This window comes from Mesobaculum littorinae (genome assembly GCF_004011175.1).
GTDB classification, from domain to species: domain Bacteria; phylum Pseudomonadota; class Alphaproteobacteria; order Rhodobacterales; family Rhodobacteraceae; genus Tranquillimonas; species Tranquillimonas littorinae.
In genome coordinates this window covers 1-20266 of sequence record NZ_RQXX01000007.1, presented here as the reverse complement: position 1 = coordinate 20266, position 20266 = coordinate 1, and the positions used below count along the sequence as shown (strand labels likewise).

The following is a 20266-nucleotide window of genomic DNA, read 5'->3' as shown; positions in this document are numbered from 1 at the left end:
GTATTCGCCCTGAAGTCTAGGCAAATTGCATCGAATTAGGTGGCTCTGTCCTTCTGAGCCAAAGATTGTTCCTTCATCTGGCGGTAAATTGCGGCAACCATGGGGTATTCCGAGGGCAGCCCCCATTTTTTCCGGTATTCCTGCTGGGTCATGCCGAGCTTCTGCTCGATATGCCGTCCCAAACAGACCAGCCGCGCCCCGGTTTCCAGGCAAATCAGGTAGTTGGGGGTCACGCTTGCCTCGACCGGCACATGCGGGACGGGACGCGGCCCGTGACGCAGGCGCCGGGGGAGCACGCGAAACCTTCCGAAGATCCGGCCAAGGTGAAACGAAGCAGGCATGAAAGTCTCGTAATCACCCCATGCGGGGCTGGAAAGTGAGAGCGCGGCGACCGGCGAAGACCGGCCAGCGCGTCGGCGGCAACCTGCCCAGGGCTTAGAAGGGCGCGATGATCTTCCTGCGCTTGCGCGGCGGTTCGGTGGTGGTGGCGGCTGTGGCCGGCGCCGCCTCAAGCGTGCGCCCCGGCGTGACGAAGATACCGCCCGCGGTCACGGTCAGGTGTCCGGCATGGACCCTGCGCCGGAACCGCCCGGCCAGCTGCTCGGGGAAAAGCTCGGCCGGCATGTCCAGCGTCGCGGGATCGCCGGGCTGCCAGTCGGGCCCGAAGCTGCCACGCGGGATGACGAAACGCGTAAAATCGTCGCGAAACGCGACCTCCTGCACCAGAAGAGGCAGGTCCGTCGCGGCGCTGTCGTCGTCTTCCAGCACCAGCCGGATCCGTCCGCCCTGTGCAAACAGCCGCCCCGTCAGGAAATCGCATTCGGGCTGCATCCCCGGGTCGGCGCGGTAATAGCCCACCGGCACCCCCGCAGGCCCCCAGCCCAGGTCGGCGCGAGGCGCGGCATCGGGTTCGTGCACCTTGGGCCCATGGATCGCAAACTCGTCGATCAGCCGCCGCGCGCGGTCGGGGTCTAGCCCGGTCAGCGCATCGGGGTCCAGCCCCTCTTCCCGCGCGAACCGGTAGTTGATCGCGTAGTCCAGCGCCGCTTCGGTCAGGCGGTCGGCCTCGGCCACCAGTCCGAACAGCTTGCGTTCCTCGGAGAACAGGATGCGGCGCGTGGGATAGCCCTCGACCTCGGGCGAGACGGCGAAACTGCCCGGCGCGCGGCCGAAGACGGCGGCGATCTTCTCAAGTATCCGGGGCGTCTCGTCATGGTGGAACACCACCAGTTCGCACCCGCCCCCGGCGTCGAGGCAGATGGCGAGGTTCATCAGCTCGGGCCAGTCGGGGCGCACCGACGCCACGTCCCCGGCGTCCAGAAGATATGCGAGGTTATCTGTCGCGGTCATCGCACACTTCACGATCAAAAGGATTGTTCTACCATCAATTCTTGTTTTGAAGGATAAACTTGTCAATACTGCTTGCGGAAGGCGACGATACCGACAGAGCAAGCGGACCTTTCGACATCACGTCGCACGGCAAGAATACGGGCAGGAACAACCATGACCATGATCCTCGGGCTGGTGATCGTCTTCGGGCTGGTCTTCGGCGGCTTCATCCTGTCGGGCGGCAAGATGGACATCGTGCTTCATGCCCTGCCCTTCGAGGGCATGATGATCGGCGGCGCGGCGGTCGGGGCCTTTGTCATCGCGAACTCGTTCACCGTGGTGAAAAGCTCGCTCAAGGGCATCGGCAAGGTGATGAAGGGGCCGCGCTGGAAGGCGCAGGACTATACCGACCTTCTGAACCTGATGTTCGAGCTGTCGCGGCTTTACAAGTCCAAGGGCATCCTGGCGCTTGACGCGCATATCGAAAAGCCGCGCGATAGCCCGATCTTCCAGCGCTATCCCCGCATCCTCAAGGACCATTTCGCCACCGACCTCATCACCGACAGTTTTCGCATGTTGGCGATGCAGTTCGACGACAAGTACGCGACCGAGGACGTGATCAATCGCAAGATCAAGAAGCACCACCATGAATCCATGGCCTCGGCCACGGCGATCCAGACCATGGCCGACGGCCTGCCCGCGATCGGCATCGTCGCGGCCGTTCTGGGGGTGATCAAGACGATGTCGTCGATCGACCAGCCGCCCGAGGTGCTGGGCGGCATGATCGGCGGTGCGCTGGTGGGCACCTTCCTGGGCGTGTTCCTTGCCTATTGCATGGTGCAGCCGATCAGCGGACGCCTGAAGCAGATCGAGGATGAAGACAGCGCCTTCTACCTGATTATCCGCGACATCTTCGTGGCGATGGTCGCGAACCACCCGCCCTCGATCTGCGTCGAGATCGGGCGCGGCAGCATCCCCACGGCAAAGCAGCCCGACTTCTATTCAGTCGAGGCCGCGCAGAAAGAGCTTCCGGCGGCCTGAGCGATGCGTCTTGCGCCTCTCTTCCTCTGCCTCGCCTGCGCGCTTGGCCCGGGGCCTGCCGCGGCCTCGTCTCCGCCGCCCGCGCCCGAGGCGGGGGACGAAGAAGAGGCCGGCCCCACCCATGTCACGCCGCCCGCAACCCGCGATCCCTTCGTGCCCGAGATCCTGGCCCGGATGCGCGCCCGTCTGGTCGAACAGGCGGCAGAGACGCAGGCCCCGCCCCCTGCCCCGGAGACAGGCCATTGACCCCCGAGAACCGCCGCATCGCCGCGCTCGACGTGCTCGAACGCCTGCGCCGTCACGAGATGGAAGAGGAGGCGCGCGAACTCGGGCAGCTGCGCGGCCGGATCGCCCAGCACGAACAGACGCGCGACGGGCTGGAACGGGACCTGCGCGACGAAACCCGCGACAGCACGCTGGAATCGGCGCGCTACGTCGCAGATTACGTCCGCGCGGTGCGGGCGCAGATCGTCACCCACGCGCAGGCGATCGCCGCGCTGGAAGCCAAGGCCGAGGGGCTAGAGGACCGGGTGCGCGCCCGGTTCCGGGACATGCGCACCATCGGCACGCTGTCGGCACGCGCCCGCAGCCGACGCGCTGCCGAACATGCCCGACGCGAGGCCGAGGAGATGGCCGAGATCGGCCTGCAACGCTGGCAGCGCGACCCGCGCCGGACCACTTAGTCGCGCCCCGCCGCCCCGCACGCGCCCCCGGGATCAGAAGGCGGTGAAGGTCAGCGTGGTGACCGTGCGCTCGATCCCCTCGACGTCCAGCAGGCGGTCGTTGATATACTTGCCCACGTCCTCTTCGTCGGGGATGTAGAGCTTGAGCAACAGGTCGAAATCACCGCTGGTCGAATAGAGCTCGGAGTGGATTTCACGCAAGGCAATCCGGTCGGCCACCTCGTAGGTGGTGCCGGGGCGGCACCTGATCTGCACGAAGACGCAATGCATCCGGGATGTCCTTCTCTCCAATTGCCTGTCCGCCTGACTAACGTCCGCGGCGGCGCAGGTCCATATGCCCGCCCCGATCCGCTAGGCCTCGAAGCCGCCTATCCGCCACGCCGGTCGACCTGGTCCATGTCCAGCCCCGCCCGGTCCGCGACCGTCTTCAGCACGATGTCCGACCGCACCTGCGCCACCTGCGGATGCGGCAGCAACCGGTCATGGATAAAATGCGCAAAGCTCTCCAGATCGCGCGCGCGAACGTCGAGCACGTAGTCGGCATCGCCCGACACCGAAAACGCCGACTGCACCGAGGGCTGCCGCGCGATGAACTGGGCAAAGTCCGTATCCCGTTCACCGCCATGCGCCTGCAGGTTCACCCGCACGATCGCCCGAAGACCAAAGCCCAGCCGCCCGGCATCGAGCCGGGCGCCATAGCCTGCGATCACGCCGGCCTTTTCCAGCGCCGCGCGCCGCCGCGAACATTGCGAGGGAGACAGGTGCACCCGCTCGCTCAGCGCGGCATTGGTCAGCGCGCCGTCGGCCTGCAGGGCACGCAGGATCGCGATATCGAAGTCATCCAGGGTCATGGCCCGCACGATACCACGATCCCGCGCGCGAATCGCGCATGAATTCCACCCTATGCACACGTTTCACGCGCCGGAGCCGCGACAGCCCCCGCGATTGCACGCCTTTTGCGGGCGCCATGTGGAACACTGGTCGAAAGTTTTTGAGAGGAGGAGACCCATGGGACCTTTCCCGCACGACGCCCCCAAGGCCGAGATCACCGAGGCGAACCCCGCCGGTACGGATGGCTTCGAATTCGTCGAATACGCGCATCGCGACCCGGCGGTCCTGGACCGGGTTTTCCGGCAGATGGGCTTCACCCCCGTCGCCAAGCATCGCACGAAGAACATCACGCTCTACCGCCAGGGCGACATCAACTACCTCCTGAACGCCGAACCCGACGGCCACGCGGCCCGGTTCGTCTCCGACCACGGCCCCTGCGCCCCCGCGATGGCATGGCGCGTGGTCGACGCCCAGCACGCGTTGAAGCGCGCGGTCGAACTCGGGGCCGAGGAATACACCGGCCCGGGCAAATCGCTGGACGTGCCGGCGGTGATCGGCATCGGCGGCTCACTGCTCTACTTCGTCGACACCTACGGCGCCGAAGGGTCGGTCTATGACGAAAACTTCGATTGGCTGGGCGAACGCGATCCGCGACCCGAGGGCTTTGGCTTCTATTACCTCGATCACCTGACCCACAACGTGATCCGCGGCAACATGGACACGTGGTACCGGTTCTACGCCGACACCTTCAACTTCCGCGAAATCAAGTTCTTCGACATCAAGGGCAAGCAGACCGGCCTGACCAGCCGCGCGCTCACGTCGCCCGACGGCAAGATCCGCATCCCGATCAACGAAAGCGCGGACGAGAACAGCCAGATCGAGGAATACCTTCGTGAATACAACGGCGAAGGCATCCAGCACATCGCCATCGCGTCCGAGGACATCTATGCCGGGACCGACGCGATCTCGGACGCGGGCATGGAATTCATGCCGCCCCCGCCCGACACCTACTACGAGATGAGCCACAAGCGTGTCGACGGCCACGAAGAGCCGATCGAGCGGATGAAGCGGCACGGCATCCTGATCGACGGCGAAGGCGTGGTCGGCGGTGGCCAGACCCGGATCCTTCTGCAGATCTTCTCGAAGACCGTGATCGGACCGATCTTCTTCGAGTTCATCCAGCGCAAGGGCGACGACGGGTTCGGCGAGGGCAATTTCCGCGCGCTCTTCGAATCCATCGAAGAGGACCAGGTCCGCCGCGGCGTGCTCAAGGCCGAGCCCGCGGAATGACCGCCCGCGGGACCCCCTCGCGGGTCGCCTGGCCGGCTTTTCAATGAGCTGGCTAGACTACAGCACGGCGCCGCCCGACGGGACCTTCGTCTGCGCGGCCTCGGATCTGGGCGACACGCCGGGGGCCGCGCTGGCCCTGACGGTCGTGTCCGACCGCGGCCGCTTTCCCCTGATCCTCGTGCGCAGCCCTGCGGGGCTGCGCGCCTATGTCAACGCCTGCCCGCACCAGTACCTGCCGCTGGACCACCGCGGCCCGCAGATCGTGACCTCCGACGGCCTCCGCCTGCAATGCACCTCCCATGCCGCGATGTTCGACATCGAAACCGGCGCGGGCGTGGGCGGCCCCGGCCTTGGCTGCAGCCTCGACCCCGTGCCCATCCGCACCCAAGGCCAGGCCGTGGTGATCGGCCCCCCGACATGACCAGGGCGGCACGGCCCGGGCCTCCGCACAGCCCGGGCCCTTTCTTCTCTTCGAAAATACTCCCGCCGGAGGCACCGCCGGCGCGCTCACGCGCCGGCCACGCATCGGTGTCGCGCCCCGGGCGCGTCCCTTTTCGTCCCCTCAAGCGGTATCACAGGTTCAGATGCTCCAGCGCGATCCCGCGCTTCACGGCGCTCTCACGCACCGCCTCGCGCATGCGCGGGCTGCGGCTCAGCAGCCGCCGAAAGGACCTTTCGTCAAGCAGAAGGAGCGTCGAGGGGGCAAGCGCCGTCGCCTCGGTGCGCCGCGGGCGTCGCAGCAAAAGCGACATCTGCCCGAACATCTCGCCCCGGCCCAGTCGCCATGTCTGCCCCGCGGCCTTGAGCTCGACCGCGCCCGAGGCGACGAAATAGACCCCCGTCGCACGTTCGTCGCGCGCAATCACGATGTCCCCTGCATTGACGTAGCGGGTGACGAGCACCCGGCCCAGCCGTTTCAGCGCCGTCTCGTCCAGCTCCTGAAACAGCGGGAATTGCTTGATCACCTCCGACCGCTGCACCGCCACGTCCAGCTTCGGACGGCGCTCGGCCAGCGCGCGCCGTCCGGCCAGCTCCTGCATCAGGGCGGTGTGCAGTTCGGCCCCGATCAGCCCGTCCTCGCGCATCGCGTCGTATTCCCGCTCTTCCAGCCGCAGGGTGGTGCGGCGGATGAACCGGCGCTCCAGCTCCTCCGCATAGCCCGGGTACTGCAGCCGCAACCCCTCCAGCGCGCTGTCCAGCCCCTCGGCCCGGCGGCCCAGTAGCTCGGCCAGAAGCTCGGCAACCCGGCGGCCGTGGACGCGGCGGATGCGGCGGTCGGTAAACCCCTCGAGGTCCTGCAGGATCAGCCGCTGCGACAGCAGCCGCTCGAACCGGTCCGCGGTCATCCGCGCCAGCGGCCCCGAGAGCCCCAGCCGACGATGCAACGCCACCGCGACGCGGAACGGCAGGGTAAAGGCGATGCTGCCCCGCGCCGCCCGCTGGTAGCCATGCCGCCCGCCCGACCGCGTCGCCTCGATCAACCGGTCGGCATCGGCGAGCGCGCGCTCGGCCTGCCGGGTCGATATTACGCGTTCGCGGATCCGCGCAAGGATCAGGTCGCGTTCGGCCCCCGCCAGCGCCAGCAGGCCCAGCGTCACCCGGTCGCGGTCGAGGATCTCGGTCGCCTCCTCGGCCGCCGTGACAACCCTGTCCAGCCGCTTGCCAAAGCTCTTGGCCTCGGAGCGGACGATATCCCGGCTGAGGTCATAGTTGTCGGTCGCCCGGGCGACCTCTTCGCGCACCGTCTGCAGCGACACCGCGACCACCAGTTTCGAAAGCGCCTGGTCCAGCGGAGAGAGCCGCGCCAGGCCGAGGCGTTCGATGACCGACCGCAGCGTGGTCCCCTGCACGATCAGGGTGAAGAGGGTAAATCCGGTGGCCAGGATCCCGACCTGCCGCTTGATCTCGATCGGGACGCGCAGGCTTTCGGTCACCGCCAGCGCCAGCGCCAGCGTCACCGCACCGCGCAGCCCGCCCCACAGGATCGCCGCGCGATAGGGCGGCTCGATCACCGGCGACAGGCGCACCGCGCTCAGCAACGGCAGAAGACCGAAGAGGATCCCCCCCCGCGCGGCGACGGCGGTCAGGATGACGACACCGATCAGCATCAGGTCCGAGGGCCGCACCTCTTCCAGCAGGCGCGGGATCAGGAGAGCGGCGAGGATGAAGATCAGCGCCCCGGCCCAGTGCGCCAGAAGGTCCCAGACCTCGCGCAGGTTGGTCCAGCTCTTGGGGTTCAGCCGTCCGGGCCCGGCAAGGTTCAGCGTCAGCCCGGCGGCGACCACGGCGATGACGCCCGAGGCGCCGACCAGCTGTTCGGCGGCAACATAGGCAAGGTAGGGCAACGCGACCGACAGCGAGATCTGTGCCAGTTCGAACCGCCGGCACAGCATCATGGTCCCCAGCGCGATGTGCCCGAAGGCCCAGCCGGTCGCCGCCCCGCCCGCAACCAGCGCCGGAAAGCGGAAGATCGCGTCCTGAAGACCGGGGTCCGGCACGCCCAGGCTGACATAGCCGATGAAGAGCCCGAACAGCGCGATGGCCGCGGCATCGTTCAACAGGCTTTCGCCCTCGATGATCCGCGCCAGCCGCCGCGGAGCCGAGATCGAGCGGAAGATCCCCACCACGGCCGAGGGGTCCGTCGTCGACACGATCGCGCCGATCAGCAGGCAGGCCGCAAGCGGCAGGCCGCTGGTCCACCCCAGCGCGATCCCGATGGCGAGGGTGGAAAACAGCACCGCGATGACGGCAAGAACAAGGATCGGCACCCAGTCGTCCAGCATCCGCCGGATGTTGACCCCCAGCGTCGCCTGGAACAGCAGCGTCGGCAGGAAGACATAGAGGAACACGTTGGCACGTATCGGCAGGCCGAGGATCGCCTCGGCCACCGGGTTCAGCGCGTCGGTCAGGTCGGTCGCCAAAAAGAAACTGGCGCCGATCCCGATCAGGGTGCCAAGCACCGCGAGGATCACGCTGTAGGGCAGCCGCAGCCGCCCCGCCACGGGTTCGGCCACGCCGATCACGAAGAACAGCGAAGCGACCACGGTGACGATGAAGATGATGCTCATGCCGATTGGTTAGCGCATGAAGATGGCGGACGGAACGTCGTGACGCGCCCATTTTTGGCGGGATCACGCCCTTCTTATCCCGCGGGGCGGACGGCGCGGCGGAGAGCTGAGATTTCGTGCATCCCCGGCACCGTGCGGCGGGTCCCGAAGCCCATCCCGAAGCTCCTGCGCGGCCCGCCCTACCGACCCCGCATGTCGCCCGCGGACCTGCGTGCAGACCTGCGTGCCGTCCTGCGCGATGGCCGAACCGGGCGCTTCGCCCATGGGCCGTCTCATACCGCGAAAGGCACGGCTGCCGCATGGCCGATCGCCGTGCCGCCCCCGGGGGCGGGGCGGAGGTCGGGCCCCGCGACGGGCTGCGCCGATTTGCCCCTGCCCGAGGCCCGCTTGGGCGGCGGGGCGTATCGCGGCGCCTAGTAGGCGGCAGTGACGATGATTTCGACCTTCAACTCGGGCCGGGCCAGCTTGGCCTCGCCGCAGGCGCGGGCCGGCGCGTGCCCCTCGGGCACCCAGGCATCCCAGACCGCGTTCATCTCGGCGAAATCGGCCATGTCGGCGACCCAGATGATGGCCTGCAGGATCTGTTCGCGCGACGATCCCGCCTGCGCCAGCAGCGCATCGACGCGGGCAAGACAATCCCGCGTCTGCTCGGTGATGCTATCGCCTGCGCCGACCTGCCCGCAGAGGTAGACCGTGCCGTTGTGCTTGACGATCTTGCTCATCCGCTGGCCGGTCTCGATGCGTTCGATCATGGGGTCTTCTCCGTTTGGGCCCGGGTCCCGGGGTCTGGTCTGGAATGGCGCGGGGCGCGCCGGGGTCAGAGCGTGCCGCAGCGTTCAAGCGCGGCGGCGATCCCCGCGATCTCGTCCGGCTCCAGCCGGCGTTGCGGCGGCAACGGATCGCCGCAGTCGAAGCCCTGCAGCCGCAGGCCCGCCTTGATCGCGGCGGCGAGGTTGTAGCGCGCGAAGGCCTCGTTCAGCGACCAGAGGTCGCGCTGCAGCGCCATCGCACCGGCCCAGTCGCCGGCCCGGCACAGGTCGTAAAGCCGCACGCTTTGCTCGGGCGCCACGCAGGACGGCCCGGCCATCCAGCCAAGCCCCCCGATCAGCATCACCGCCGCGGTGATGTGCGATGACGCCGCGAAGACCCCCAACCGCCCCTCGCATCGGTTCAGCACGCTCAGAAGCTGCCCCGTATTGGTCGACGCGTCCTTCAGGTACCGGATGTTTCCGTGATGCGAGAGCCGCTCGACCACCGGCAGGCTCAGGTCGGCGCGCTGGAAGTTGGGGTTGGTATAAAGCGTCACCGGCGCGTCGGCCGCGTCGGCGATGGCGGTGAAATAGGCCTCGACGCCTGCGTCGTTCAGCGGGAAATAGGCCTCGAGTATTGCGAGGATGCCGTCGGCGCCGATCTCGCGCCAGCGGCGGGTCTGGGCCACGGCATCGGCGGTGGTGGTGGCGGCGACGCCCGCGATCACCGGAACCCGGCCGGCGGCGGCCTCGACCACCGTCTGAACCACCGCCTCGCGCTTGGCGAGGTCGAGATAGGCGAATTCGCCGGTCGACCCCAGCGGCGCCAGCCCGTGCACGCCCTTGCCGATCAGGTGCTCGGTCAGGCGGGCCAGCGCGTCGCGGTCGATCTCGCCTGCCGCGTCGACGGGCGAGGCAAGATAGGGGATCACCCCGTGCAGAGTGTCGGCTGACGTCATGGGTATCTCCCTTGGTCCGGTCAGAGCACCAGTTCGCGTGTCAGGTCCGACAGATCCCCCAGCTCTTCGAGCGAGGCAAGCTTTTCGACCAGCGCGTCGGCCCGCGCCGCATCGACGATGCCGTCGACGTTCTGGCGGAACTTGCCGGCCACCTCGGCATCCGAAAGCGGCGCATCGGGGTTGCCGCGGTTCACCGCGACGCGTTTTTCGATCACCCGCCCGTCGGTCAGGGTGACGACGAGATGGCCGGGGAAGTATTTCGGAAACCCGGTCGTGCCCTTCTCGGCATCCTCGTAGGTGACGCGACGGGCCAGCGCCAGAAGATCGTCGCGCGCGATCGAGGTCGCGTCAAAGGATCCTTGGGTGACCTGCCCGTCGATCAGCCCCGTGGCGACGAGGAAGGGCAGGCTGAACTTGGCGCCATAGGCGCTGGTCGGCACGTACTTGGATTCGATCGGCTTGCAGACGAAGCCTGCCGCGACCTCGTCGATGATCGCGTGGATGCCCTGCACGTCCTCCGCCGCGATGCCGTCGGCCCGCAGCCCGATGGCGCAGTCGATGGCGCCATGGGCGAAGTGGCAGCAGGGATAGGGCTTGATCGACACGCGCTCGGTCTCCCACCGGGTGCCCAGATCGGCCGACAGCTGCGCGGCATCGGCCAGGTCGGGCAGGCCGTGCGTCGACAGAAGGCCGTTGGCGCCTTCGAAGACGGTCTGCGGCCCGGTGGCGCCCGCACGGGCGAGATACGCGATCTCCATCGCGTTCCGCGCGGCCCAGCCGACGTGGTAGCCCTTGGAGGACGACGAGTTGGTCAGGAACTCGGTGACCCCCGAGGCCTGGCTGCCCGCCAGCCCGAAGGCATGGGTCATCTGCTCGGCCGTCAGGCCCAGCAGCTTGCCCGCCGCCGCAGTGGCGCCGAAGACGCCCGCGATGGCGGTAGAATGGAAGCCGCGGTTGTGAAAGCTGTTGCCCGAGGCGATGCCGACGCGCGCCGCGACCTCCCACCCCGCGACAAAGGCCGCCTGCACGTCGCGGCCGCTGGCCGCCGTCTCTTCGCCCAGGGCCAGCACCAGCGGCGTCAGGATCGCGCTGCCATGCACGATCGAGGCGGTGTGCGTGTCGTCGAAATCCAGCACGTGGCAGGCCACGCCGTTGACCAGCGCGGCATAGGGCGCCGACAGCCGCACCGGGCTGCCGATCACCGGGTGATCCCCCAGCGCCGCAGGCATCGCCGCGATCCCGTCCAGCGCGGTCTGGAAGTTGGGGTGGCGGCTGCCGGACAGCCCCACCCCCAGCGTGTCGGTCATCAACTGCCGCGCCCGCGCCCGGGTCGAGGCGGGGATCGCCTCAGACGCCAGGTCGCAGACAAAGGCGGCCAGCTCTTGCGAATGGGTCATGTGCTTTCCGCCTTTCGTGTCGTTCAGATCCGGCCGCCCGCGCGAACCGCGGCGACGGCCTGATCGGCCAGATCGGGCGCCTGCCCCACGTAGGTCGTGGGGTCGAGCAGCGCATCGAGCTCGGCCTCGGTCACCGCCTCGCGGATCTTGTCGTTGGCCAGAAGCGCCTCGCGGAAGTCGATGCCGCCCTCGATGCCATGCATCGCGGCCTCGTAGACCTCTTCATGCGCGGTCTGCTTGCCCATCTTGTCCGACAGCGCGAACATAACACGTTCGGCCAGCGCGTAGCCGCGCAGCAGGTTGAGGTTGGCCAGCATGCTGTCCTCCTTCACCTCGAGGTCGGAGAACACGAATTTCAGGTTCTCCAGCACCACCGACATCATCAGGCAGATCTCGGGCAGGACCTTCCATTCCATCTTCCACACGGCACCGTCGCGCTCGTGCTCGTGCTTGGTGATGTCGGACAGCATGTTGATGTTCGACTTCAGCGTGTTGCTGACGGTGACCGAGTTCTCGGTCACGGCCGGGTTGCGCTTGTGCGGCATGGTCGAGGACCCGACCTGCCCCTTGCCGAAGGGTTCGGCGATCTCGTCGAACTCGTTATGTGCGAGCAGCAGCAGCTGATTGCCGATCTTGTTCAGCGTCGCGTTGATCCCGCCCATGACCGAGCCGAATTCGTAGAACCGGTCGCGCGCCGCCTGCCACGAGATGTTGGGCGTGCCGAGGCCGAGACGGTCGTTGATCGCGCGCTCCATCTCGTTGGCCTTGGGACCGAAGGACGCCTTGGTCCCCACCGCGCCGACGATCGAGCCGACGAAGACGCGGGCCTCCATCTCGTCCAGACGTTCCAGATGGCGGTCGATCTCGGACAGCCAGATCGCGGTCTTGAAGCCGAAGGTCACGGGGATTGCCTGCAGCGACAGGGTGCGGCCCATCATCGGCGTGTTGCGGTGCGTTTCGCTCAGCTGCATCAGGTCGGCGGCGATCGTCTTCAGATCGCGGCGGATGATCCGGGTCGCCTCGCGCAGTTGCAGCACCAGCCCGGTGTCCATGATGTCCTGCGTTGTGACGCCGAAATGGACGAACTCGCCCGCCCCGCCCTCGCACGCATGTTCAAGCGCGCGCACCGTCGGCACCAGCGGGTGCTTGGTGATCTTGAGGTGATGCAGCACCAGCTCCTTGTCGATGGCGTCGTAGCTGGACTTGGCGGCGATCTCCTGCGCGGCCTCGGCGGGGATCATGCCCAGATCGCCCTGCACCAGCGCCAGCGCGGCTTCGACGTCCAGCCAGGCCTGCATGCGGGCCCGGTCGTTGAAGACGTCGCGCATCTCTTCGGTCGACCATGCGTTCATCAGCAGTTCGGAATCGAAAACGCTCGTTCCCATCGTAATTCTCCTAAGGTTCATTCTGGTCGGCGGGCCCCGCGCGGGGGCGCCACCGCTGGAAAAGGCGATCAGGCCCGGTCGAAGGACGCTTCGAGGTCGGCGATCAGGTCGCAGGCGTGTTCAAGCCCGGCGTGAAAGCGGATCATCTGCCCGGCGCCGCGGTCGGGGCGCGGAAAGCGTCGGCCGCTGTCCGGCGCGGCGGGCATGGCAAGGCTTTCGAACCCGCCCCAGGAGCTTCCGACCGAGAACAGCCGCAGCCGGTCGACAAAGGCCTCGGCGTCGAACCCCTCGCGGAAACCGACGGTCAGAAGACCGTTGCAGCCGCAGGCGTCACGCGCCCAGATGCGGGACCCTGGGTGGCCCGGCAGGCCGGGATGCAGCACCTCCGCCACCTCGGGCCGGGTCTGGAACCACGCGACCAGCCGGTCGGCATTCTCGCCGTGCCGCTCCATCCGCAGGCCCAGCGTACGCAGGCCGCGCAGGCAGGCATAGGCATCGTCGGGGCCAAGCGTCTGGCCGGTCATCGCCGTGTGGCGCCGCAGCGCATCGACCGCCGGGCCGCGCGCCGCGACCGCGCCCATCATCGTGTCGGCATGGCCGCCGATATACTTCGTCCCCGCCACGATCGACAGATCGCACCCCAGCGCCAGCGGGCGGTAAAGCCAGCTTGATCCATAGGTGTTGTCGGTCGCGACGATCAGCCCGCGGTCATGCGCATCGCGGCAAAGCGCGGGCAGGTCCATCACCTCGTAGCTTTGCGAGGCGGGGCTTTCGGCCAGCACCATGCGGGTGTTGGGGCGCACGTAGTCCGACAGGTCGATGGTGTCCCACGGGAAGTAGTCGACCTCGACCCCGTTGCGCGCCAACACCGTGTCGCAATAGCTGCGCGTCGCGGGAAAGATCGTGTCGACCACCAGCAGGTGATCGCCCGCACCCAGGTAGGGCGTCAGCGCGCCCGCGACCGCGGCGACACCGGTGGGAAACAGGAAACAGGCCTCGGCCTCTTCCAGATCGGCCAGAGCGGCGGCCAGCTGGTGCGCGGTGGTGGTGCCGCGCCGCCCATAGGACAGCACGGCATCGTCGGTGGCCCGCGCCGCCTTGGTCGCGCGGTAGGACTCCACCGTGTCGTGCAGGATGGTCGAGGCGCGCATGATCGGCGGGTTCGCCGGCCCGGGCGTCGCGGTCCGGCCGTAGTGCATCAGTTTGGTTTCGCGCTTCATCATCCGTTGTCCTTCGTGGCGGCGGCGGCCTTTGCGGCGCGGGCGCGGTCGCGCAGGCCCATGGCCGCGGGCACGATCCACAGAAGCGCCGAGGCGACCATCATCCCCGCGCTGATCGGGTGATTGACCGCGTCGAAGAAGATCAGCCAGTCGCCGTTCGAGATCCGCAGCGAGTTGTTGAGAGAGGATTCCAGCTGCGGCCCCAGCACCAGCCCCAGGATCGCGGGCCCCAGCGGGATGCTGGCCAGCCGCATCACGTAGGCGACGACGCCCGCAGCGATGGCCACCCACATGTTGAACAGGTTGGCGCCGTCCGAATAGGCGCCCATCAGGCACAGCATCGCGATGACGCCGACCATCGCCTCCTTGCGGATCGCGAATATCGACCGCGACACGGTGCGCAGCACCACCCAGGCGACCGGCCAGAGCAGCAGGTTGGCGAACAGGAAGGACACGATGATCATCCACGCCACGTTGCCGTGCTGGGTGAACAGAAGCGGCCCCGGCACCATGCCGTGCAGCGCCAGCGCCCCGATGAACAGCGCCGAGGTCGAGTTGCCGGGGATCCCCAGCGACAGCAGCGGCACCATCGAGCTGGCGGTCACCGCGTTGTTCGCGGCTTCCGGCGCGGCGACGCCCTCGGGCGCACCATCGCCCCAGGTCTCTTCGCCGGGCTGGCCTTCGAACTTGCGACGGAAGCGGCGCGCGGCCTGGTCGTAGGCGAGGAAGATCGCCATCAGCATTCCCGCGCCGGGAAGCATGCCGATCACGTTGCCGATTGCGGCGCTGGTGCCCCAGACCGGCGTGAGACGGCGCATCAGCCCCTTGGGCAGGCGCAGCGACCCGATCTTTGGCAGCGACTCCGGCCCCGCATCGGGATCGCGGGTCTTCATCACGTCGGCCTTGAGGTCGAGCATCGCGGCGATGCCGAAGAGCCCGACCAGCAGCGGCACGAAGGGGATGCCCTCGATCAGGTTGATGTTGCCGAAGGTAAAGCGCGCGGCACCGGTCATCGGGCTGAAGCCGATGGTGGCGACCAGAAGGCCGATCAGCGCCGCGATCACACCCTTGACGATGTTGCCCCGCAAGAGCCCGACGACCGACGACAGCCCCAGGATCGCCAGCGCGAAGTTCTCCACATAGCCGAATTCGAGCGCGACCCGGGCCAGCGACGGCGCGAAGAGCAAAAGCACGATCGAGCTGAGGATGCCGCCCACCACCGACGAGGTGATGGCGATCGACAGCGCCCGCCCGGCCAGACCCTTGCGCGCCATGGCGTGCCCGTCCTCGGCCGTCAGCAGCGACGACGCGGTGCCCGGCACCTTGAGCACGATGGCCGGGATCGCGCCGCCCGTGGCGGCGGCGCAGTAGACGCCGACCATCAGCGCCAGCGCGGTTTCGGCAGGCATGGAGAAGGAGAAGGGGATGAAGACGGCAAAGGCGATGTTGTCGTTGATGCCGGGGATCGACCCCACGACCATGCCGGCCATGACACCGACCAGCAGCATCAGCGCGACCATGGGATCGGCCAGCGTCTGGAAGCCCAGAAGAATCATGTCCATGTCAGGTCCTCACAGGATCCAGGGCGCGAGCGTCTCGGGCAGACGCACGCCGAGGCCCAGCACGAAGGCCGCATATCCGACGGCCGTGATCAACACGGCGTAGATGGCGGCCACCAGCGGCGGACGGACGCCGCAGATATAGAGAAAGGCGCCCTGCATCAGCAGCGTCGGCAGGACGAACCCCAAGCCCGCCGACAGCGCGACGATCCACGCCACGATCAGCAGCGCCGACAGGCCCGCGACGCGCGCGGGCAGCGAGAAGGAGACGCTTTTGGGCTGCGAGATCACGACGCGCAGAACCAGCACCGCGCCGAAGACCATCAGCAGCACCGACAGCGCCAGCGGATAGCTGCGCGACATCGCGTCGAAGCCACTGGCCATGGCCGTCGCCGCCGCACCTATGACGACAAGCGTCAGGCCAACCCATGTGTCGCTGTGCCGCCAGAAACCGGCGGATCCGTGGGGCCGTGTCATTGCACGTGTTACCTTTCAGGCAAAACGGCCCCCCGCCGGTGCGGGGGGCCCGATGGCCCGGCCTTACTGGCCCAGGCCGGCTTCTTCGATGATTGCCGAAGTCTGCTCGGCGTAGTTGTCGACGACGAAGGAGAACCCGTCAGAATCGCGGAAGGTCGGCGTGTAGCCCGCCGCTTCCATCTTCTCGACATAGGCCGGGGTTTCCGAGACCTGCTGCATGAGGTCCGACAGGTCGGCCACGACCTCGTCCGGGGTGCCCTTGGGCACGGCCCAGCCGCGGAAGGTCGCCCAGATCGGGATGTCGATGCCGGCTTCCTCGAAGGTCGGCACGTCGGGGTAGTCCTCGCTGCGCTCTTCCGACGCGATGGCGAGGATGCGGATGTCGCCCGACCCCATCTGCGACGCGGCTTCGCCCAGCGGCCACAGCGCCGCGTCGGCATGGCCGCCGGCGATGGCCTGCACCTGCGCGCCGAAACCCTTGGTGGGGATGTAGCTGAACTCGAGCCCCGTGGCGCGTTCGATCGCCAGGCCCGACATGTGGTGCGAGGTGGCGATGCCCGCGACGACGACGTTCATCGTCTCGTCCTCGGCGGCGGCCAGGAACTCCTCGGCCGTCTCGAAGGGCGACGACGCAGGCACGGCGATCACCTCGGGGTCGAGGTTGTAAAGCGCGACCGGCCGGAAATCGGAGACGGCGTAGCCGGCGCCCTTCATCTGCGGGTTGGTCACGACCGAGCTGGTCATCGCCAGAACGGTATAGCCGTCGGGATCGGCCCGCGCCACGGTCGTCTGACCGACGACGCCGCCGCCGCCCGCGCGGTTGACCACGTTGATCTCGGCCCCTTCCAGGATGGTGTTCGCGGTCTCGGCGATGATGCGCGAGGTGACGTCGACCGACCCGCCGGGATCGAAGGGCACGACCAGGTCGATATCGCCCTCGGGGTAGGATTGCGCGACCGCTGTGCCGGCCATGAGGACCGCCGTCAGCGAAACCGCGGCGAGGTTGAGATGTTTCATGCTGTTCTCCCCTGTGTTGGGTCTTGATCTCCCCACCCCGGACCGTTGGCCCGGATCGGGAAACAGGACGTCCGGAGCCTTAGACCAACCGGACGTATTTGTAGAATTAATAATTTGGTGATTTACATAAGCCAGACCGATAGGTGATTTGCGATGCGCCCTGATTTGCAGCTGTCTCAGCTGAAAACCCTGATTGCAATCGATCAGCACGGCAGCTTCACCGCCGCGGCCGAGGCGCTGGGACGGTCGCAATCGGCGATCACCCAGCAGATGCAAAGCCTCGAGGATGCGGTCGGCCGGCCGATCTTCATCACCGTCGGGCGCAGCCGCAGGCTGACCGAGGCCGGGCGCGCGCTGTTGCGCCACGCGCGCGAGATCGTGTCGATGTGCAACCATGCGGTGCTGTCTGCCGAACGCAGCCACGCCTCGGAAACGGTGCGGCTGGGCGCCCCGCTTGAAATCGCGAACGCGATCCTGCCGGGTATCCTGCAGGAGTTCGCCCGGCGGTATCCCACCAACCGGATCATCCTGCAGATCGACCGCAGCCGCGCGCTGATGGAGGCGCTCGAGGATGGGCGGCTCGACATCGCGATCAGCACCTGGCGGCTGGGGAGCCGCGAGGGGCGCCTGATCAAGCTGCTGCGCGCCTACTGGATCGCCGCGAAAAGCTGGGAACTGCCGAAGGGCGAGGCGCTACCGCTGGTCCTGACCGACGATCCCAGCATGTTCCGCCGGATCGGGCTGAACGCGCTCGACCTGGCCGGCATGCCCTATTACGAGCGGCTGACGACGGCGAGCCCCACGGGCGTGCGCTTTGCCGTCGAGGCAGGGCTTGGCCTGACGCCGCGCACGCTGAGCGCGTTCCGGTCGGACGTCCGCATCCTGGGCCCCGACCTCGGCCTGCCATCCCTGCCCCGCGTGTCCTACTACCTGCATGAATCGCTGGTCCGCGCCGGCACCCATGTCGACGCGCTGCACGACATCATCCTGGATCACGAGATGCTGAACCGTCCCGAACGCCCGTCCTGACCGCGGCGGGAAGGCCGCGCAGGCGCGACGCCCTTGCCGTCAGGGCATGGCGCGCGACGAATCAGGTTTCGGACACCGCCGCGTCGGCGCCGGGAACCCGACCGAACCCGTACATTCCCTTCGCCCACTGGTAGCCGATCAGAAGCCCCTTCATGCGCGGCAGAACCGGCAGGGCGACCGCGATCGCGATGGCCGACAGCAGCAGCGCCAGCAGAAGCGGGTCGTCGCGCAGGTAGCCGAAGGCAAAATGCAGGGCGAAGCCCATGATGTGCCCGACGACCAGGATCGTCAGGTAGGCGGGGCCGTCATCGGCGCGGTGATGATAGAGTTCCTCGCCACAATTCGGGCAGGTGTCGTTCACCTTGAGATAGCGCGCGTAGAGGTGGCCTTCGCCGCAGGCGGGGCAGCGGTGGCGCAGCCCTCGCAGCACGGCGGTCTTGGTCTCGCGCTCGTCGACGGCGATGGTCATCTCATCTCTCCCCGATCGGGTCATGACAGGATGGATATACCCATGGCCCACGCATTGTTGAAGATGCGCGCGCGCCACGGTGCTGTGGCATAATCGCCCAACCCGCCCCGGCCGCAGGCCCGGCGCCCGCCGGCGCTGCGGTCTTGCGAAGAGGACCGATGCGGTCGCGGGCCATGCAGGCGGAGATGTCGCAGCCCGACCCCTACCACCCGAGGCCGCTCGACAAGGTTCAGGGCGCCGAAGCCACACTTCCGCCGCCACTTGGCCGATAGCTAGCAAATTAACCAAAAGTTCGTTGGTGAGATGCATGGCTCTGTGCAAGATCGTCTGACTGCACGCTAGAATAGCATTCCACCGAATCCCTGCTCGCCCAAGTTGCGCCGCAATTTGACCACCGGAGAAACGACGTTGCCCCAAGATCACGGTAAATCGCGAGCGGAACTCGACGCCGGAGACATCAACGTGTTCACGAACCTCCCTAACCAAGCACGCCCCGCCGATGCCAGGGCAGTCTCCCGGGCCGCACGGCAGCTGCGGGTCTGGATCTTGGGGCTTCTGGCGCTGATGTTCTGGATCGGGACGGCGCCCGCGTCGTCCGCCGCGGTCACCGACTGCCCCACTGTCGGGTCAGGCGAGCAAATCGCGCTGAATTTCACGGATGACAATTGCTTCAACTTAGACAACGACCCAACTCCGCCCAACACTGATTACTCAGAAGACTTTCTTCTCATCGAGGACCAAGGCAACCAGAGTGGCCTCACCAATTTCGACTTGTATGAGGATTCCACCGACCCTCGTATCTTGTCGATATCAGTGGATTCGGTTGCCATCGGCGCCGGTGGCAACATTTACACAACGGACTGCTCGTCCGGCTGCGAAATCACCGGATCGCATGGCGGCGCGTCGATCCAAAGCTTCACCTACACCTACTCCAGCAGTACCGACTCAGGCAGCATAGGCTCCTCCGCGCCTTCGGCCCCGGAAATCGAGATCACGAATTCCGATAGCGGAAGGTCGGTGGCCGATGGCAGCACAGACACCCTCACCTCGACCGCCGCGGCGGGGACGCCTGAGACCGTCACCTACACCATCAGGAACACTGGCGACGCACCGCTGACACTGACAACGCCCACCGTCGGGGGCAACGTCACGAACCAAAGCAACGTCACCGTCAACAACCTGACGCTCGGCGCGACCAACATCGCGCCGTCGAGCTCCACCACCCTGGTGGTGAACTACACCCCCACGCTGGCGGGCAGCTACGGCTTCGATCTGTCGCTGGCCAATAATGACGCCGACGAGAACCCCTATAACATCGCCGTCTCCGGCACCGCCACAGGCGCGCCCGAGATCGCCGTCTCCTCCTCCGAGGGCGGCACCGTCACCGATGGCGGCACCGACGCGCAAGGGAGCGAAGCCGCGGGCGTCCAGAAGACCGTCACCTACACCGTGACCAACTCNAACTCCGGCACAGACGACCTGACCCTCGCCACCGCGACATCCTCCAGTGCCTCCAACGTCACCGTCGACGCGATCTCCGCGCCCGGCGCCACCACGGTTGCGCCCGGCGGCAGCACCACCTTCACCGTGCAGTACACGCCCACGCTCGCGGGCGCCTTCTCCTTCGCCCTGAGCTTCACCAACGACGACGCCGACGAGACCCCCTACGACATCGCCGTCTCGGGCACCGCCACCGGCGCGCCGGAGATCGCGGTGTCGTCCTCCGAGGGTGACGAGGTGGAGGATGGCGGCACCGACGCGCA

General features: G+C 67.4%; 21 protein-coding genes. 7 read left to right on the top strand and 14 right to left on the bottom strand.

The window, feature by feature from the left end; genetic code table 11:
* Window positions 1–35: 35 nt before the first annotated feature.
* Window positions 36–341 (bottom strand): MucR family transcriptional regulator, encoded by a 306-nt coding sequence (locus tag EKE94_RS16025; protein ID WP_127907646.1) that lies wholly within the window; start codon window positions 339–341, stop codon window positions 36–38.
* 94 nt (window positions 342–435) lie between these two features.
* Entirely contained in the window at window positions 436–1350 is a 915-nt protein-coding gene (locus tag EKE94_RS16020; RefSeq protein ID WP_127907645.1) for a hypothetical protein, read from the bottom strand.
* Between the two features lie 153 nt (window positions 1351–1503).
* Here EKE94_RS16020 and motA point away from each other — a divergent pair, with 153 nt between their 5' ends.
* Genes motA through EKE94_RS16005 form a run of 3 tightly spaced genes read left to right on the top strand, consistent with a single transcriptional unit; the run spans window position 1504 to window position 3053 of the window.
* On the top strand, window positions 1504–2370 hold the full coding sequence (gene motA, locus EKE94_RS16015; RefSeq protein WP_127907644.1) for a flagellar motor stator protein MotA: 867 nt from the start codon (window positions 1504–1506) through the stop codon (window positions 2368–2370).
* Between the two features lie 3 nt (window positions 2371–2373).
* On the top strand, window positions 2374–2616 hold the full coding sequence (locus tag EKE94_RS16010) for a hypothetical protein (protein ID WP_127907643.1): 243 nt from the start codon (window positions 2374–2376) through the stop codon (window positions 2614–2616).
* The gene (locus tag EKE94_RS16005; RefSeq protein ID WP_127907642.1) at window positions 2613–3053 is read left to right on the top strand and encodes a flagellar FliJ family protein; all 441 of its coding nucleotides are present in this window, start codon (window positions 2613–2615) and stop codon (window positions 3051–3053) included. The genes EKE94_RS16010 and EKE94_RS16005 overlap by 4 nt, the downstream gene beginning before the upstream one ends.
* A 33-nt stretch (window positions 3054–3086) precedes the next feature.
* On the opposite strand, the gene EKE94_RS16000 is transcribed toward EKE94_RS16005, so the two are convergent.
* On the bottom strand, window positions 3087–3323 hold the full coding sequence (locus tag EKE94_RS16000; protein WP_127907641.1) for an Lrp/AsnC family transcriptional regulator: 237 nt from the start codon (window positions 3321–3323) through the stop codon (window positions 3087–3089).
* A 98-nt stretch (window positions 3324–3421) separates the two neighbouring features.
* The gene (locus EKE94_RS15995) at window positions 3422–3904 is read right to left on the bottom strand and encodes an Lrp/AsnC family transcriptional regulator (protein ID WP_206615100.1); all 483 of its coding nucleotides are present in this window, start codon (window positions 3902–3904) and stop codon (window positions 3422–3424) included.
* A gap of 157 nt (window positions 3905–4061) precedes the next feature.
* Between EKE94_RS15995 and hppD the strand changes: the two genes are divergently transcribed.
* Window positions 4062–5174: a 4-hydroxyphenylpyruvate dioxygenase gene (gene hppD / locus EKE94_RS15990; RefSeq protein WP_127907639.1), complete on the top strand. Its 1113-nt coding sequence runs from the start codon at window positions 4062–4064 to the stop codon at window positions 5172–5174.
* Between the two features lie 43 nt (window positions 5175–5217).
* On the top strand, window positions 5218–5595 hold the full coding sequence (locus EKE94_RS15985; RefSeq protein WP_127907638.1) for a Rieske (2Fe-2S) protein: 378 nt from the start codon (window positions 5218–5220) through the stop codon (window positions 5593–5595).
* A gap of 151 nt (window positions 5596–5746) precedes the next feature.
* Here EKE94_RS15985 and EKE94_RS15980 read toward each other — a convergent pair whose 3' ends face one another.
* From EKE94_RS15980 to EKE94_RS15940, 9 genes are all read right to left on the bottom strand, one after another.
* Window positions 5747–8242 carry a cation:proton antiporter gene (locus tag EKE94_RS15980; RefSeq protein ID WP_127907637.1) on the bottom strand — a complete coding sequence of 832 codons (2496 nt, stop codon included), beginning with the start codon at window positions 8240–8242 and terminating at the stop codon, window positions 5747–5749.
* 413 nt (window positions 8243–8655) lie between these two features.
* Complete coding sequence (locus EKE94_RS15975; protein ID WP_127907636.1) at window positions 8656–8994, bottom strand: RidA family protein; 339 nt, start codon at window positions 8992–8994, stop codon at window positions 8656–8658.
* Window positions 8995–9059: 65 nt separating this feature from the next.
* The gene (locus EKE94_RS15970) at window positions 9060–9950 is read right to left on the bottom strand and encodes a dihydrodipicolinate synthase family protein (protein ID WP_127907635.1); all 891 of its coding nucleotides are present in this window, start codon (window positions 9948–9950) and stop codon (window positions 9060–9062) included.
* A 20-nt stretch (window positions 9951–9970) separates the two neighbouring features.
* Window positions 9971–11347, bottom strand: coding sequence for an MmgE/PrpD family protein (locus EKE94_RS15965; protein WP_127907634.1), 1377 nt, complete (start codon window positions 11345–11347; stop codon window positions 9971–9973).
* A gap of 23 nt (window positions 11348–11370) precedes the next feature.
* Window positions 11371–12732, bottom strand: a complete 1362-nt coding sequence (purB, locus tag EKE94_RS15960) for an adenylosuccinate lyase (protein WP_127907633.1) — start codon at window positions 12730–12732, stop codon at window positions 11371–11373.
* A 68-nt stretch (window positions 12733–12800) separates the two neighbouring features.
* The gene (metC, locus tag EKE94_RS15955) at window positions 12801–13955 is read right to left on the bottom strand and encodes a cystathionine beta-lyase (protein ID WP_235856065.1); all 1155 of its coding nucleotides are present in this window, start codon (window positions 13953–13955) and stop codon (window positions 12801–12803) included.
* Window positions 13952–15514: a tripartite tricarboxylate transporter permease gene (locus EKE94_RS15950; protein WP_127907632.1), complete on the bottom strand. Its 1563-nt coding sequence runs from the start codon at window positions 15512–15514 to the stop codon at window positions 13952–13954. Before EKE94_RS15950 ends, metC begins: the two co-directional genes overlap by 4 nt.
* 9 nt (window positions 15515–15523) lie before the next feature.
* Entirely contained in the window at window positions 15524–15988 is a 465-nt protein-coding gene (locus tag EKE94_RS15945) for a tripartite tricarboxylate transporter TctB family protein (RefSeq protein ID WP_127907631.1), read from the bottom strand.
* A 63-nt stretch (window positions 15989–16051) separates the two neighbouring features.
* Window positions 16052–17005: a Bug family tripartite tricarboxylate transporter substrate binding protein gene (locus EKE94_RS15940; RefSeq protein WP_127907630.1), complete on the bottom strand. Its 954-nt coding sequence runs from the start codon at window positions 17003–17005 to the stop codon at window positions 16052–16054.
* A 153-nt stretch (window positions 17006–17158) separates the two neighbouring features.
* On the opposite strand from EKE94_RS15940, the gene EKE94_RS15935 reads away from it, so the two are divergent.
* Window positions 17159–18034 (top strand): LysR family transcriptional regulator, encoded by an 876-nt coding sequence (locus EKE94_RS15935; protein ID WP_127907629.1) that lies wholly within the window; start codon window positions 17159–17161, stop codon window positions 18032–18034.
* Between the two features lie 61 nt (window positions 18035–18095).
* On the opposite strand, the gene EKE94_RS15930 is transcribed toward EKE94_RS15935, so the two are convergent.
* Entirely contained in the window at window positions 18096–18503 is a 408-nt protein-coding gene (locus tag EKE94_RS15930; protein WP_127907628.1) for a DUF983 domain-containing protein, read from the bottom strand.
* Between the two features lie 564 nt (window positions 18504–19067).
* Between EKE94_RS15930 and EKE94_RS15925 the strand changes: the two genes are divergently transcribed.
* Window positions 19068–20266 (top strand): choice-of-anchor D domain-containing protein (locus EKE94_RS15925; RefSeq protein ID WP_456237828.1); only part of this gene is annotated, 1199 nt, incomplete at its 3' end.

Excerpts from the sequence above, each read along its gene's own strand:
- EKE94_RS16025 (WP_127907646.1), bottom strand. The coding sequence starts at position 341 with ATGCCTGCTTCGTTTCACCTTGGCCGGATCTTCGGAAGGTTTCGCGTG.
- EKE94_RS16020 (WP_127907645.1), bottom strand. The coding sequence starts at position 1,350 with ATGACCGCGACAGATAACCTCGCATATCTTCTGGACGCCGGGGACGTG.
- motA (WP_127907644.1), top strand. The coding sequence starts at position 1,504 with ATGACCATGATCCTCGGGCTGGTGATCGTCTTCGGGCTGGTCTTCGGC.
- EKE94_RS16010 (WP_127907643.1), top strand. The coding sequence starts at position 2,374 with ATGCGTCTTGCGCCTCTCTTCCTCTGCCTCGCCTGCGCGCTTGGCCCG.
- EKE94_RS16000 (WP_127907641.1), bottom strand. The coding sequence starts at position 3,323 with ATGCATTGCGTCTTCGTGCAGATCAGGTGCCGCCCCGGCACCACCTAC.
- EKE94_RS15995 (WP_206615100.1), bottom strand. The coding sequence starts at position 3,904 with ATGACCCTGGATGACTTCGATATCGCGATCCTGCGTGCCCTGCAGGCC.
- hppD (WP_127907639.1), top strand. The coding sequence starts at position 4,062 with ATGGGACCTTTCCCGCACGACGCCCCCAAGGCCGAGATCACCGAGGCG.
- EKE94_RS15985 (WP_127907638.1), top strand. The coding sequence starts at position 5,218 with ATGAGCTGGCTAGACTACAGCACGGCGCCGCCCGACGGGACCTTCGTC.
- EKE94_RS15980 (WP_127907637.1), bottom strand. The coding sequence starts at position 8,242 with ATGAGCATCATCTTCATCGTCACCGTGGTCGCTTCGCTGTTCTTCGTG.
- EKE94_RS15975 (WP_127907636.1), bottom strand. The coding sequence starts at position 8,994 with ATGATCGAACGCATCGAGACCGGCCAGCGGATGAGCAAGATCGTCAAG.
- EKE94_RS15970 (WP_127907635.1), bottom strand. The coding sequence starts at position 9,950 with ATGACGTCAGCCGACACTCTGCACGGGGTGATCCCCTATCTTGCCTCG.
- EKE94_RS15965 (WP_127907634.1), bottom strand. The coding sequence starts at position 11,347 with ATGACCCATTCGCAAGAGCTGGCCGCCTTTGTCTGCGACCTGGCGTCT.
- purB (WP_127907633.1), bottom strand. The coding sequence starts at position 12,732 with ATGGGAACGAGCGTTTTCGATTCCGAACTGCTGATGAACGCATGGTCG.
- metC (WP_235856065.1), bottom strand. The coding sequence starts at position 13,955 with ATGATGAAGCGCGAAACCAAACTGATGCACTACGGCCGGACCGCGACG.
- EKE94_RS15950 (WP_127907632.1), bottom strand. The coding sequence starts at position 15,514 with ATGGACATGATTCTTCTGGGCTTCCAGACGCTGGCCGATCCCATGGTC.
- EKE94_RS15945 (WP_127907631.1), bottom strand. The coding sequence starts at position 15,988 with ATGACACGGCCCCACGGATCCGCCGGTTTCTGGCGGCACAGCGACACA.
- EKE94_RS15940 (WP_127907630.1), bottom strand. The coding sequence starts at position 17,005 with ATGAAACATCTCAACCTCGCCGCGGTTTCGCTGACGGCGGTCCTCATG.
- EKE94_RS15935 (WP_127907629.1), top strand. The coding sequence starts at position 17,159 with ATGCGCCCTGATTTGCAGCTGTCTCAGCTGAAAACCCTGATTGCAATC.
- EKE94_RS15930 (WP_127907628.1), bottom strand. The coding sequence starts at position 18,503 with ATGACCATCGCCGTCGACGAGCGCGAGACCAAGACCGCCGTGCTGCGA.